The organism is Vibrio sp. 10N (genome assembly GCF_036245475.1).
Classification (GTDB): domain Bacteria; phylum Pseudomonadota; class Gammaproteobacteria; order Enterobacterales; family Vibrionaceae; genus Vibrio.
In genome coordinates this window covers 3378859-3392309 of record NZ_BTPM01000001.1, presented here as the reverse complement: position 1 = coordinate 3392309, position 13451 = coordinate 3378859, and the positions used below count along the sequence as shown (strand labels likewise).

The window sequence follows — 13451 nt, the reverse complement described above, 5'->3', positions numbered from 1 at the left end:
CATGGCATCCCTTTTCTGACCTAGGATGTCCAGATCAGAGGAATGATTCGGTGATCAAATTTGAACAAGTGAGTAAAGCCTATCGTGGAGGACGACAAGCACTGCAAAAAGTCGACTTCCACCTCAAACGCGGTGAAATGGCGTTTTTGGGCGGCCACTCAGGGGCCGGTAAAAGTACCTTACTAAAACTTATCTGCGCCATTGAGCGACCAACCGATGGTCGTATTCTGTTTAACGACTACGACATTAGTCGACTGCCAGCCAAGGACATTCCTTTCCTGCGCCGTAACATAGGTATCGTGTTCCAAGATCACCGATTGCTGATGGATCGCACCGTGTTTGATAACGTGGCACTGCCCATGCGTATTGAGTCTATTTCAGAAAATGAAATCAAACGCCGGGTGTCTGCGGCGCTGGATAAAACCGGACTGTTAGACAAGATGAAGTGTTTGCCGAGCCAGCTCTCGGGTGGTGAACAGCAACGAGTTGGCATTGCTCGTGCTGTGGTGAACCGTCCAACTATGCTGCTTGCCGATGAGCCAACGGGTAACCTTGACCCAGAGCTGTCGAATAAAGTGCTTAAGCTGTTTGAAGAGTTTAACCGAGCTGGTGTGTCTATCTTGCTGGCTACGCACGACATTAATTTGGTGCGCTCACGACCTCAGTATCGTTACCTCGAGCTTAACCAAGGCTTTTTGAGTGAGGTGAGCGATGGTGTTTAAACGCAAACAGAAACCAGTGAAACAGCGCCTGAAATCCGATGGCTTCTTTACCGTTCATTGGCGACAGGCGAAAAACTCGCTTATCGAAATGTGGCAGCGCCCGCTTGGCAATATCTTAACTCTGGCAGTGATCTCCATGGCGTTGACCATGCCCGCTTGTTTGTACTTGCTGGGTAAGAACGTCGCCGCCGTGACCTCCAATGTGGCCAGTCAGTCGCAAATTACAGCGTTCATTGATGTCGGTGTCGCCGATGCCAGAGTGCTAGTGCTCAAAGATGACATCGAAAGCTGGGATACGGTCAGCAAGGTGGAGTACATCACGCCGCAGCAAGGTCTGGCTGATTTGAGTGAACATTCCGGCCTTGATCAAGCATTAAGCCTCCTTGATGGTTATGCGTTGCCCGGCGTATTAGTGATCATTCCTAGTGATGCAAGCGTAGAGACTGACCGAGAGTTGGTCTCGAAACTGCGCACTCGAGGTGACATTACCGATGTGCGTCGTGATGAAGACTGGCTAGGCCGATTTGATGCGATTAAGAATTTAGCCTCGACCTTAGTGGTGAGTCTGTCGGTGCTGATGTTGGTGTCTGTCTTTCTGATTGTTGGAAATACATTGCGCTTTAATGTGCTGGCCAATAAAGAGGCGATTCAAACCATGAAGCTTATCGGTGCGACCGATGCCTACATCTTAAGGCCGTATCTGTATTCTGGAATGTGGTTTGGCCTGATTGGAGCGATAGTGGCTTGGCTGCTGACGGCTTTGCTTACCGTTATTATCAACAGTACGGTGACCGAATTGGCGAAGATGTACGACAGTGATTTCCGCTTGTTGGGGCTTGGCTGGGACGAGACGCTTCTTATCTTGATGCTTGGTCTATTCTTGGGTACTGGAGCGGCGAGAATTTCAGCTAAGCGCCATCTTAAAGAAATTGAACCGGTTTAGCGGATGGTGGTCCAAATAATCGGTAACAAGGCATGACCAGCGGTTCCAGCATAATCATACTGGGATTCAACGACATAGTGAGATTTGTGTCTCATTAACTGAAGGTTTACCTATTAATGAGTAAAATTTAATCGGTAAATACACTTGTTTAGACCTATTGATTATGCATAATTACTAACCCCTTCTTGAATCTGCTGCCAATTAGGTTCAGTATTGTCAGGTTAAGAAGGTGTTAACCCTACTCGAGATAGATGAGGACGTGAATGGCAAACCAAGCGTATCCAATGGCTTTAGTCACACAAGATAGCCTAGACGGCTATATCCGCTCAGTGAACAGCTACCCAATGCTGACCGCTGATGAGGAGCGTGAACTAGCAGAAAGATTGCATTACGACGGTGAGATTGATGCAGCGAAAGGGCTGATCTTGTCACACCTTCGCTTCGTTGTTCACGTTGCTCGTGGTTATTCAGGTTACGGCCTACCTATGGCGGATCTGGTCCAAGAGGGCAACATTGGTCTGATGAAAGCGGTAAAACGTTTTAACCCAGAAGTAGGGGTAAGACTGGTATCGTTCGCTGTTCACTGGATCAAGGCGGAAATTCACGAGTACGTATTGCGTAACTGGCGTATCGTTAAAATTGCCACCACCAAAGCACAACGAAAATTGTTCTTTAACCTGCGTAAGTCGAAAAAGCGTCTTGGCTGGTTTAACAACGGTGAAGTGGAAACGGTAGCGAAAGAGCTTGGTGTCGAGCCTGCAGAAGTTCGTGAGATGGAATCACGCTTGGCTGCGCAAGATGCCACATTTGAAATGCCTAGTGATGACGATGAAGCGGGCACCACATATACGGCTCCAGCGCTATACCTTGAAGATAAGAGTTCTGATCTTGCAGAAGATTATGAAGCGCAAAACTGGGAAGCGCACACTAATAACCGTTTAGGTCACGCACTGGCGACACTCGATGAGCGTAGTCAGCATATTGTTCGTTCTCGCTGGCTTGATGACAATAAATCGACGTTGCAAGACTTAGCCGATAACTACGGCGTCTCAGCCGAGCGTATTCGTCAGCTAGAAAAGAACGCAATGAAGAAGCTTAAAGCCGCGGTTGGCGAGTTCTAATCGCAGACAAGCGAAAAAACGGATTCATACGAAAGGCCGAAGTCATAGACTTCGGCCTTTTTTATTGTTGCTGTCCGCTCACTGCGCGCGGGTTGTTGCCAATCTGGGTTGGTGATCGACACGGTGATCTGAGTCGAATCAGAGTGTCGATCCTTGATCTGGATTTTGTTGCCATGCCTTGTGGATAAGTCTGTGACAAAATTATTTGCCAACTGTCAGAAAGCAGCGACAAATGGCGCTTTTAGCGGCTTTTGGCCTTGGGGATACCTTTTGCCTTACCCACAGTTAGATCAAGATCATACCCAGATATAGTGGATCAAAAGATCCAAAACCACTTTATCAACGCAATCCACAGAGTTACTCACAGATGGTGAAAATATAGACTGAAGTGGATAACCCCAAAAGGTGTCGGTACTTTGTTAGCACTGAATAGTGCTATTATCGAAGCCAATAAAATCATGACAAAAACGCATGGAATACGCTTAACTTTGATGTGGCACCATGTGTGACGAAAGTAAAGGATTAAACTCTATGGAGCAGTTTCAACATATCGATGTGCAAGCGGCACATCAGTTATTACAGAGCAATGAAGACGCTAGGCTGGTGGATATTCGTGATCCGCAAAGTTACTCCGTTGCACATGCCGTTAACGCTTTTCACCTGACCAATGACAGTATTGTAGATTTTATGCAGCAGGTTGAGTTTGAAGCGCCAGTACTGGTCATGTGCTACCACGGTATCAGCAGCCAAGGTGCCGCCCAGTATTTAATTAACCAAGGCTTTGAGCAGGTTTATAGTATTGATGGTGGGTTTGAGGCCTGGCATCGCGCCGCATTGCCAACTGAGAGTCACACATAGAGAGAACAAACATGGTTAGACTTATCACCCTTCAAAACCCGCGAATGGGGCAGGCGTTTATTGACTATATGGCATCAAGACGCATTGATGTGCAGATGATGCCTGAGGGTGAGGGTCAGTTTGCGTTGTGGTTGATGAACAGTGAAGATCAGCTCGAAGCCGAAGTTGAGCTCAAGCATTTTCTCGACAATCCGCATGATGCTAAATACCAGGCTTCATCTTGGGAAATGGCTGAGACGCGACACAATTCGTTTCGTTATCAAACCCCAAGTTTCATGTCGATGATTAAAGCTAAGGCTGGTGCAGTGACGTTAGCTGTCATGGTGATCTGCTCGGTTATCTTTGTGTTGCAGCAACTTGGCATGGGTAATGCGATTTTCTCGGCGCTGCACTTTCCCGCTTTTGAAGGTCAGCAATGGCAAATCTGGCGTTGGTTTAGTCACGCGCTGCTGCATTTTTCCGCCATGCACATCATCTTCAACTTGCTTTGGTGGTGGCAACTTGGTGGTGATATCGAGCAGCGTCTCGGAGCTAAAAAATTACTGGAAATCTTTTTGCTGTCGGCTGCGGTGTCCGGTACTGGGCAATATTGGGTTGAAGGCGCTAACTTTGGCGGCCTATCTGGGGTGGTTTATGCCTTAGTGGGTTACTTATGGATGCTAACCATTAAGCGACCTGAGCTTGGGCTTGAAATCCAAAAACCGATTGTCGGATTTATGCTGGTGTGGCTGGTGCTCGGCTTCGTGCAGCCGTTTATGGCGATCGCCAATATGGCGCACTTAACTGGACTCGCTGTGGGTGTGGTGCTAGGGCTGATTGATAGCCAACGTCTTAAGCGCTAAACGCAATAGCGCTCAGCGTGTTCGCACGCTGAGTGGTTATTGATAGAGGTATTTGGTAAACAGCAGATCGGCAATGACGGCTTTGCCTGTTTCCGCCAACAGTAAGTTATTGAGATTACTTACTAAAGCTTGGCGAATTTCTTCTCTTCCAGCGAGTGACTTAATCACATCGGCGTTTTGTTTGCCAAGCAGCTCGACCACCGCATCACGGATTAGTGGCTGGTGGTGTTCGATCACCGCCAAGTCATTCACATCGGCGACCATGACATCAATGCGGACTTGGACGTAGCCCAGACGCTTACCTTTGGTGTAAAAGTTGGTCGTCAGTTCAGGTTCTAAAGTGAAATAAGCGAGGTTTGGGACCGACTCTTGCGACGACAGTGCGGGCATGGCAGCAGTCAAGCCCATGATCAGGAAAAACTGGGTCAGGTAACGTTTACGCATATTTCTCTCTTTCAAACTCGATTTAGCCGATATTCCATGAGCCTAATTTTGTTACAATGACGTAATATCGCTGGAGTGAATGTGCTCTATCGATGGTACAATACGCCATCGAGATGAATAATGATTGTACGCGCTTAGCGCGTGTTATTGAATAGCAAAAATGAATGATTCAGCTTTCGACTATCTGAAAATATTACGCCAAGCTCAATGGCGATCCCCCGACGAGTTTCCTCATCTTAATCGCCATGCGCTGCAATGGCTTATGGAGCAGGGTTCACTTTCTCACAAGTTAGCTAAGCATTGTGACCATTTCTCGGTTGAGGTGGTGCGCAGTGAGGCTTGTCCCTTGCAGGACATGCTACACGATGAAATCGAACTGCTCGATCATGAGGCGTGCTGGCTGCGAGAAGTGGTGCTCTCTGGGGACGATTCACCTTGGGTGATTGGCCGCACGTTAATGTCGCTCGAGTCGATGGATCGTAGTCAATATGATATTTCCCAACAGGGCACTGTGCCGATTGGGGTGACGGTCTTTTCGAGCGCCGACACTAAACGTGATGCGCTGCAAGTCGCGCAAATTTCCACCCCAAGTGGGGACTTATTTGCACGCCGCTCAAGGCTATGGGTAAAAGGGCACCCGATTTTGGTGGCTGAGCTATTTTTGCCTCAGTCGCCGATCTATCAACAGGAGAGTGGTCAATGACCTCAACCAAGGCGAAAGCCTATTGGCAATTAATGCGCATGGACAAGCCCATTGGCTCGTTGCTGCTTTTGTGGCCGACATTGTGGGCACTGATTATTGCTGCCGAAGGGGTGCCGGACCTGTTGGTATTGGTGGTGTTTACCCTTGGGGTTGTAATGATGCGCAGCGCCGGCTGCGTGATCAATGACTTCGCCGATCGAAAAGTCGATGGTCATGTTGAACGCACCAAGGGCAGGCCACTGCCTTCTGGGATGGTCTCGTCCAAAGAAGCTCTCGGCCTGTTTGTCTTCTTGGCCCTCGCATCGTTTATTTTGGTTCTGACCATGAATACGCTGACGATCCAGCTGTCGTTTGTCGGTGTCTTTCTCGCGTTCATTTACCCGTTTATGAAGCGTTATACTCATCTGCCGCAATTATTTTTGGGTTTGGCGTTTAGCTGGTCGATTCCGATGGCGTTTGCCGCTCAAGCGAACACATTGCCCCCGGTGGTGTGGTTCTTGTTTGTCATTAATGCGCTGTGGACGATTGCTTATGACACCCAATACGCCATGGTTGACCGAGAAGATGATCTGCAAATTGGCATCAAATCGACCGCGATATTGTTCGGGAAACGAGACAAGCTGATCATCGGGGTGCTGCAATTGACGACGTTGCTGATGCTTATGGCCCTTGGCTATGCCTATCAACTGGGTACTAGCTTTTATTGGAGCCTGCTGGCGGTGAGTGCGTTGTTTGTTTATCAGCAGTGGCTGATCCGTCATCGTGAGCGCCCACTTTGCTTCCAAGCCTTTCTCAACAATAACTATGTAGGCATGGTGGTCACCATCGGTTTACTGAGCGCGTTTTTGCTGCAGTAGTGTTTGCAATGGTCGCCAGAGACAATAAAAAAGGGCGCGGTCACCACAGTGACCGCGCCCTTTTTTCATCACAGATTGGCGTGCTAAGCGGTTTCTGGCTCGCTTACGTCATCTTGATCGGGTTCGCTTTGATGCACACTTTCTTGAATGGTTAAGCGTACTTCAGGGTAAAGTAGACCGTACAATAGGTTTGCCAAGTTCTCGGTAGCGGCGATGTCGCAATTGCCATCGCTATCAAGATAACCTTGCTCTTTCAGAGTACTAAACAGGGACGCGAATACCCCTTTGTCGAAGAACTCTGGAGCGTTAATGCTGTGCAGGCGGCCAAGACGCTGGGCAATATCTTGGCTCTTTTTCTCCAGGTCGCGCTTACCGAGTTCAGGGTAGTAGGCCAGCAAGTTCAGAGAAATCGCATAGCGCTGCAAGGTTTCTGAGATGGTACGACCCAGTAGCATCAGCGTTTGAGTATTCGATTGGTTCATCGATACCACGCCTTGTTCCACCAGTACTAACTCTTGTCGAGTTAACTCACTGACAATGCTATTGACCACTGATTCCAGCTCGCTTTCTTCAATACTCAAAAACAGCTCTTTTTTCAAGAAAGGATACAGCTTACGAACATTGTATTGGATTTGCTCTAGCGATAATTTGTGCTGGCGGATCAGCATTTGTGCAATCAGTGAAGGCAGCGCGAACAGATGAATAATGTTGTTGCGATAGTAGGTCATCAAGATCGACTGGTGACGGTCAAGCGAGATGATGTCGCCCAAGGTGTCTGATTCAATCACAAACTTATCCAGTGACTCTGCGTGTGCCACCAACTCCTCGGCAGACGCGCTTGGTAGCGTACAGGTCTGAGAATAGGGCACTTGCTTGAGCAGAGACAGGTAGCAGTCAATCTGATTAACTAAGCTATCACGAGATAACGCGCGTTGACGTGAGGCCAACAGCGCAGTAGCACATAGCGTCAGTGCGTTGGCCGCCGCAGCGTCATTGATGTTGGTCATCATCTTCGTCGCTAATTCATTCACCGCAGGTGCCAACCACTGAGGTTTACTGGTGCCCATTGGGTCAATGTCTTGCGTCCAATTCGGCGCTGCCTCGTTTAGGTACTGATTGATTTGGATCGGTTCACCAAAGTTGACGTAGCCTTGGCCGAAGTTACGCAACTTACGCAGCGTTTTCAGTACCTGACCGGCGTTCTCTTTTTCTTTGCGCTTACCACGCAGCTCTTTTGCGTAAGTGCTGACTTCCATTACGTGTTCGTAGCCAATGTAAACCGGCACTAACGTTACTGGACGGTTCAAACCACGTAGCATGGCTTGGATGGTCATCGCCAGCATGCCGGTTTTGGCTTGCAATAAGCGACCGGTACGTGAGCGACCACCTTCACTGAAGTACTCGACTGAGTAGCCTTTTGCGAACAGCTCGGCGAGATACTCGCGGAAAATCGTCGAATACAGCTTATTGCCTTTAAAGCTACGGCGAATAAAGAATGCACCACCACGGCGGAAAATAGGTCCTGCCGGGAAGAAGTTGAGGTTAATGCCTGCGGCAATATGCGGTGGCACCATGCCTTCGTTGTAGAGCACGTAGGACAGCAGCAGATAATCCATATGGCTGCGGTGACATGGCACGTAGACGATCTCATGGCCGTCTTGCGCAAGGCGTCGCACGGTAGAGGCGTTACTGACGTTGATACCTTGGTATAGCTTGTTCCAAAGCCAAGTGAGGACATGCTCACCACTTTTTACCAGCTTGTAGGAGAAATCGGCGGCGATCTCATCCATGATTTGCTGTGCTTCTTTGCGCGCTTTCTCTTCTGGCACGTTGTTGCTCTGAGCGTGATCTTTAATCGCTTGCTCAATCACTTGTGAGTTCAACAGACGGTGGAATAACACTTGGCGGTTAGGCAGGTTTGGACCTGACGCCGCTAGTTTCTGGCGAGAGAAGTGAATACGAGCCACACGTGCCAGTTTATGGGCGATGGATTCATCGGTGCCGTGTGAGTCAGCCATATAGCGCAGCGAGACCACTGGGCTAAAGCGCACCATACAGTCGCGTCCTGAGGCAAACACGGCCTGAGTTTTCTGCAGGCCGTTCATTGGCTGCAAATAAGGTTTTGGTGTCTCTTCTTTGCCCGGTTTGCGTCCCCACAACACGGTGGTTGGGATCACTTGTACGTCGAGAGTAGGATCTTTCTCGTGCTCTTTGAGCAAATCAGAGAACAGAGCAATCGACTCACTAGGGACATGCTGGTCGCTATTAATAAGAGTTGGCCTGGATGCTATGAACACAAAGCGATTACGTTCTTCGCCATTGAGCACGATTGGCTCGAGTGGATCTGGTAGCCCAACTGCAATGGCTTGCTTTTGTAGGGTCAGCAAATCAACGTTTGAGCTGAATGGAAGTGCGTACACCACAGGTTTCGAAATATCGATGTTGTGGTCTTCGATGGGGTTAGATGGAATCGCCGTCCCTTTTACTAGCACCGACATGGGCAGTTTTATAAAGGAACGGAACAGTGATTGTCCTGAAGACATAAAGGTTCACAGCCTCATTTTGTTCAAAGAAACAATGTCGAGGAGTAATCATGGCATTACCATGTTACAGATAAATCCTAGACATTAAATTTAGCGCGCGCCAAGCATACCAGAAACTGGTCTTACCTTTTATTAAAAAAAGCACCAAGCCGTCGATTTAAGATTCACCACACCACTGTGATTAGTTATGGTGTCAACTTGCTAAAAAAACAACCAATTATCGTTGCAATTGCCCCATTACTGGATATACTCACAGTTAACTGTATAAACAGACAGGTGATGTATGAAGCCGCTAACGCCCCGACAACAGCAGGTCTTTGATCTAATCAAAGCCAAAATAGACGATGTAGGTATGCCACCTACGCGTGCCGAAATCGCCAAGGAACTTGGGTTCCGTTCAGCGAATGCGGCCGAAGAACACCTAAAAGCTCTCGCTCGTAAAAAAGCGATTGAAATTATTCCTGGCGCTTCACGCGGCATCCGTATTTTACTTGAGCAAGAGCCAGCCAACGAAGATCAAGGTCTGCCTCTTATCGGTCAAGTTGCAGCGGGTGAGCCGATTTTGGCGCAAGAGCACGTTGAAGCGCACTACCAGGTCGACCCTGGTATGTTTAAGCCGCAAGCGGATTTCTTACTTCGCGTTAACGGCGAGAGTATGAAAGACATCGGTATCATGGATGGCGATTTACTGGCGGTGCATAAAACTCAGGACGTTCGTGACGGACAAGTGGTTGTCGCACGTGTAGACGAAGACGTCACCGTGAAGCGTTTAGAGCGCAAAGGGGCAACAGTATTGCTGCATGCCGAAAATGAAGATTTTTCACCAATTGAAGTGGATTTGACCGCGCAACACCTTGCGATTGAAGGCATTGCAGTGGGCATTATTCGCAACACAGATTGGATGTAATGTCTCGTGGCGGTGCGGTCATCCTTGGTCGTCCGCCGATTTTCCGCGATTAAATTGACTAAATTGTAGAAAAAATACCCATCTCTACTCCCCACAGTGCTCACTTTCTGGTATGTTTCGCACCCTTGTATTGATCAGGGTATCGTGAAGGAGAGGAATTGTGGAAGCTTGCCCACTGTGTTCGGGACAATCCGTCCACCATTATCATAGTGATAAAAAGCGTGATTACTTGCAGTGCGAGCGTTGTGAGCTGGTGTTTGTGCCAAGAGAACAACGTCTAGATGCGGTGAGTGAAAAGGCGCACTATGACCTCCATAATAACGATCCCCAAGACCAAGGGTACCGCCGCTTTTTGTCTCGATTGGCTGACCCAATTTTGCAGCGAATTGCACCCGGTTCAAAAGGACTAGACTTTGGATGTGGTCCTGGTCCGACTCTGTCACTGATGCTCACCGAGCAAGGCCATGACATGGCGCTGTACGATCTGTACTATTATCCGGATAAATCCGTACTCGATACTAGTTATGACGTAGTGACCGCGACAGAGGTGATCGAGCACTTGTATGAGCCAAACCAAGTTTGGCAACAATGGTTATCGCTCATTAAGCCTGGAGGATGGTTAGGCTTAATGACAAAACTGGTGATAGATGTAGACGCATTTGCTAAATGGCACTACAAAAATGACCAGACGCATGTTGTTTTCTTTAGTCGAGCCACGTTCTTGTACCTCGCAAAGCGAGACGGGCTGGATATTGAATTCATTGGTAATGATGTCATTTTACTGAGGAAGCTTACGTAATGAGTCGTAAGAAAAAATCAAGAAAACCGGGTTCGAATCCAGAGCCGGTAGTAGCGGTTACACGTAACCGTTCACAAGCAGACGTTGATGGACGTCTTCGCAAGCGTTTGAAGAAACGTAAAGGCCAGAAGTCGGGCAGCCGCCACTCTGAAGGCAAAGAAGTGAAGCAAGGCACAGGTTCTGCGAAATTGGATCCGCGTCTTGGCAGCAAGAAAAAGATCCCACTGATTGTTGAGCCGAAGAAAAAGCCAACTAAGGTTGAGCGTCGTCTTTCTGCTGAGCAAGAGCTAGAGATGCTAGAGAATGATGCACAACTTAACGTGTTGCTGGATCGTATCGAAAGTGGTGAGAATCTAGGTGCAGGTCTACAGAAATACGTTGATGAGAAGCTGGATCGCATTGAGAAGCTGATGAACCAACTAGGTCTGATGGAACCTGAATACGACGAAGAAGAAATGTTCGAAGAGCCAGTGTCTGCACCAAGCAAGAAAGCGAGCAGCGATGACGATCTTCTGTCTCAGTTCGAAGATGTCGATATGGATCAGTTCAAAGGATAATGAGAGGTAAAGTAGATGAATACCGTTACTCTGTTAGCCATTGTTGGCACGCTCATTATTGTGGGTTTGGCAGGTTACGCTGGGTATTTGCTACTGCAACTTAAAAAGCAAAAGGAGTTGCAACAGCAGCATCGTGATCTCGCGATTAAAAAGCGTAATGCCAACATTTTTGAAAGTGTAGATACCATTTGCTTAGCAACGATCCAGGGGCAGTGCGATTTATCGGAAGCAGCGATTCGTCTGTATAACATCATGGACTATGTTCAAGGTGAAGAGCGTGTCGACTTCGATAAGGACTTTCCTGCGACCGCTGAGCTTTATCATGTAGTCAAAGGCATGCCGCGTGGTGAAGCAAGGCAAGCAATGGAAAAGCAGCAGCGCATGCGCGACAATTTAGCTAGGCAAAAAGCTGAAGCGCGCCTCAATGACAGTATCATTGAAGAGATGAAAGTGCTGCAACGCACTGTAAAGCCGCTTAACGATCAAATTGATATTAAGCTGGTGGGCTAAGGGTATTTGCTAGAGCGAGTGATCGCCCTAGCAAAATTGGCGATTGCTCGCCATAAACCATAGCGATTGAAACGCCGACAGTCGCTATGTGGTTTACGAGTGTGGCAAAATAGCGCCTTATCTAAAGCGTCACTGACTCAAGTTCGGGTTGGAAGGCGTAGGGTGACAGCACCGCGTTTATTGGAAGTATAACCATGTCTCAAAATCAATCCGACACTCAACAGCAAATCGTCTGGGATCAAGCAATTCTCGATAAGTATAACTACTCGGGACCACGCTACACCTCTTATCCGACGGCGGTTGAGTTTCATGAAGCGTATACCATTTCTGATTTCGATATGGCATGCAGCCAATACCCAGAACGCCCATTGTCACTGTATGTGCATATCCCATTCTGCCACAAGCTTTGTTACTACTGTGGTTGTAATAAAGTTATCACTCGTCATTCTCATAAGGCTGATGAGTATTTAGATGTTCTGGAGCATGAAATTCGTCAGCGCGCGACTTTGCTTCAAGAGCGCAAGGTAACACAGCTGCACTTTGGCGGCGGTACTCCAACGTTTTTGTCTAAGAGCCAAATCAGTCGTTTGATGGCGATACTACGTGGTGAGTTCTGCTTTGAAGAGACGGCAGAAATCAGCATTGAAGTGGATCCTCGTGAAATTGAACTGGATATGCTCGACCACCTTCGTGAAGAAGGCTTTAACCGCTTAAGTATCGGCGTTCAGGACTTCAACAAAGAGGTGCAAACGCTGGTTAACCGTGAGCAAGATGAAGAATTTATCTTTGCGATGGCCAAGCGTGCCAAAGAGCTTGGTTTCCGCTCAACCAACCTAGATTTGATTTACGGTTTGCCAAAACAGACGCAAGCTCGCTTTGCTAAAACGCTCGAGCAAGTGCTGACCATGCGTCCTGGCCGTTTGTCGGTGTTTAACTACGCTCACATGCCAAACTTGTTTGCCGCGCAGCGCAAAATCAAAGATGAAGATCTCCCGCAAGCGGAAGAGAAAATGGCCATTTTGCAAGATACCATCGCGACGTTAACGGGCGCTGGCTATCAGTTTATCGGTATGGACCACTTTGCACTGCCTGAGGACGAACTGGCGGTAGCGCAGCGAGCCGGGGAATTGCATCGTAATTTCCAAGGCTACACCACGCAGGGTGATTGTGACTTAGTCGGTTTTGGCGTGTCGGCGATTTCTATGATTGGTGACAGCTACGCGCAAAACCAAAAAGAGCTGAAGAAGTATTATGCTCAGGTCAATGAGTCGCGCCACGCCTTGTGGAAAGGGGTTGTGCTGGATAAAGATGATTTGATCCGCCGCGAGGTGATTAAGCAATTGATCTGTAACTTCAGCTTGGACAAGACGTTTATTGAGCAAACTTTTGCGGTCGACTTCAATCAGTACTTTGCTGAGGATATGAAGTTATTGCAAACGTTCATCGACGATGAATTAGTCAGTGTCTCGGAGCGCACTATTGATGTAACGCTGCGTGGCCGCCTGCTGATCCGTAATATTTGTATGAGCTTCGATAAATACTTGCGCCAACGTGCTCGTCAGCAGCAATTCTCACGAGTGATTTAAACGTTAAGCATTGTCGATAACGTCGATAAAAAAGTCCGCTCAATGGTAGCGGACTTTTT

Annotated in this window: 14 protein-coding genes; 12 read left to right on the top strand and 2 right to left on the bottom strand. The window is 48.1% G+C overall.

The genetic code is table 11. The features are described from left to right. Positions 1-50 precede the first annotated feature (50 nt). The 5 genes from ftsE to glpG all read left to right on the top strand — a co-directional run bounded on the left by ftsE (position 51) and on the right by glpG (position 4486). Complete coding sequence (ftsE, locus tag AAA946_RS15635; protein ID WP_042502875.1) at positions 51-722, top strand: cell division ATP-binding protein FtsE; 672 nt, start codon at positions 51-53, stop codon at positions 720-722. Beyond that, on the top strand, positions 712-1665 hold the full coding sequence (gene ftsX, locus AAA946_RS15630; RefSeq protein ID WP_338165636.1) for a permease-like cell division protein FtsX: 954 nt from the start codon (positions 712-714) through the stop codon (positions 1663-1665). The genes ftsE and ftsX overlap by 11 nt, the downstream gene beginning before the upstream one ends. A gap of 263 nt (positions 1666-1928) precedes the next feature. Next, positions 1929-2786: an RNA polymerase sigma factor RpoH gene (gene rpoH / locus AAA946_RS15625; protein WP_338165635.1), complete on the top strand. Its 858-nt coding sequence runs from the start codon at positions 1929-1931 to the stop codon at positions 2784-2786. 531 nt (positions 2787-3317) lie between these two features. After that, positions 3318-3644: a thiosulfate sulfurtransferase GlpE gene (gene glpE / locus AAA946_RS15620; protein ID WP_338165634.1), complete on the top strand. Its 327-nt coding sequence runs from the start codon at positions 3318-3320 to the stop codon at positions 3642-3644. Between the two features lie 11 nt (positions 3645-3655). After that, the gene (gene glpG, locus AAA946_RS15615; RefSeq protein WP_338165633.1) at positions 3656-4486 is read left to right on the top strand and encodes a rhomboid family intramembrane serine protease GlpG; all 831 of its coding nucleotides are present in this window, start codon (positions 3656-3658) and stop codon (positions 4484-4486) included. Between the two features lie 36 nt (positions 4487-4522). Here the strand turns inward: glpG and AAA946_RS15610 are convergent, their stop codons facing one another. Beyond that, complete coding sequence (locus tag AAA946_RS15610) at positions 4523-4930, bottom strand: flagellar basal body-associated protein FliL (RefSeq protein WP_338165632.1); 408 nt, start codon at positions 4928-4930, stop codon at positions 4523-4525. A gap of 160 nt (positions 4931-5090) precedes the next feature. On the opposite strand from AAA946_RS15610, the gene AAA946_RS15605 reads away from it, so the two are divergent. Continuing rightward, a complete protein-coding gene (locus AAA946_RS15605) occupies positions 5091-5633 on the top strand; it encodes a chorismate lyase (protein WP_338165631.1) in 543 nt (180 codons plus the stop codon). After that, positions 5630-6490 carry a 4-hydroxybenzoate octaprenyltransferase gene (gene ubiA / locus AAA946_RS15600; RefSeq protein ID WP_338165630.1) on the top strand — a complete coding sequence of 287 codons (861 nt, stop codon included), beginning with the start codon at positions 5630-5632 and terminating at the stop codon, positions 6488-6490. The genes AAA946_RS15605 and ubiA overlap by 4 nt, the downstream gene beginning before the upstream one ends. Positions 6491-6573: 83 nt before the next feature. Here ubiA and plsB read toward each other — a convergent pair whose 3' ends face one another. Continuing rightward, positions 6574-9033 (bottom strand): glycerol-3-phosphate 1-O-acyltransferase PlsB, encoded by a 2460-nt coding sequence (gene plsB, locus AAA946_RS15595; RefSeq protein ID WP_338165629.1) that lies wholly within the window; start codon positions 9031-9033, stop codon positions 6574-6576. A 283-nt stretch (positions 9034-9316) separates the two neighbouring features. Here plsB and lexA point away from each other — a divergent pair, with 283 nt between their 5' ends. The 5 genes from lexA (at position 9317) to hemN (ending at position 13392) form a co-directional block, all read left to right on the top strand. Further along, positions 9317-9940 (top strand): transcriptional repressor LexA, encoded by a 624-nt coding sequence (gene lexA / locus AAA946_RS15590; RefSeq protein ID WP_338165628.1) that lies wholly within the window; start codon positions 9317-9319, stop codon positions 9938-9940. Between the two features lie 160 nt (positions 9941-10100). Beyond that, positions 10101-10739: a class I SAM-dependent methyltransferase gene (locus AAA946_RS15585; protein ID WP_338165627.1), complete on the top strand. Its 639-nt coding sequence runs from the start codon at positions 10101-10103 to the stop codon at positions 10737-10739. After that, positions 10739-11296, top strand: a complete 558-nt coding sequence (yihI, locus tag AAA946_RS15580) for a Der GTPase-activating protein YihI (RefSeq protein WP_338165626.1) — start codon at positions 10739-10741, stop codon at positions 11294-11296. Before AAA946_RS15585 ends, yihI begins: the two co-directional genes overlap by 1 nt. A gap of 15 nt (positions 11297-11311) precedes the next feature. Beyond that, positions 11312-11806 (top strand): DUF2489 domain-containing protein, encoded by a 495-nt coding sequence (locus AAA946_RS15575; protein WP_338165625.1) that lies wholly within the window; start codon positions 11312-11314, stop codon positions 11804-11806. 194 nt (positions 11807-12000) lie between these two features. After that, complete coding sequence (hemN, locus tag AAA946_RS15570) at positions 12001-13392, top strand: oxygen-independent coproporphyrinogen III oxidase (protein ID WP_338165624.1); 1392 nt, start codon at positions 12001-12003, stop codon at positions 13390-13392. Positions 13393-13451: the final 59 nt, after the last annotated feature.

Excerpts from the sequence above, each read along its gene's own strand:
- ftsX (WP_338165636.1), top strand. The coding sequence starts at position 712 with ATGGTGTTTAAACGCAAACAGAAACCAGTGAAACAGCGCCTGAAATCC.
- rpoH (WP_338165635.1), top strand. The coding sequence starts at position 1,929 with ATGGCAAACCAAGCGTATCCAATGGCTTTAGTCACACAAGATAGCCTA.
- glpE (WP_338165634.1), top strand. The coding sequence starts at position 3,318 with ATGGAGCAGTTTCAACATATCGATGTGCAAGCGGCACATCAGTTATTA.
- glpG (WP_338165633.1), top strand. The coding sequence starts at position 3,656 with ATGGTTAGACTTATCACCCTTCAAAACCCGCGAATGGGGCAGGCGTTT.
- AAA946_RS15610 (WP_338165632.1), bottom strand. The coding sequence starts at position 4,930 with ATGCGTAAACGTTACCTGACCCAGTTTTTCCTGATCATGGGCTTGACT.
- AAA946_RS15605 (WP_338165631.1), top strand. The coding sequence starts at position 5,091 with ATGAATGATTCAGCTTTCGACTATCTGAAAATATTACGCCAAGCTCAA.
- ubiA (WP_338165630.1), top strand. The coding sequence starts at position 5,630 with ATGACCTCAACCAAGGCGAAAGCCTATTGGCAATTAATGCGCATGGAC.
- plsB (WP_338165629.1), bottom strand. The coding sequence starts at position 9,033 with ATGTCTTCAGGACAATCACTGTTCCGTTCCTTTATAAAACTGCCCATG.
- lexA (WP_338165628.1), top strand. The coding sequence starts at position 9,317 with ATGAAGCCGCTAACGCCCCGACAACAGCAGGTCTTTGATCTAATCAAA.
- yihI (WP_338165626.1), top strand. The coding sequence starts at position 10,739 with ATGAGTCGTAAGAAAAAATCAAGAAAACCGGGTTCGAATCCAGAGCCG.
- AAA946_RS15575 (WP_338165625.1), top strand. The coding sequence starts at position 11,312 with ATGAATACCGTTACTCTGTTAGCCATTGTTGGCACGCTCATTATTGTG.
- hemN (WP_338165624.1), top strand. The coding sequence starts at position 12,001 with ATGTCTCAAAATCAATCCGACACTCAACAGCAAATCGTCTGGGATCAA.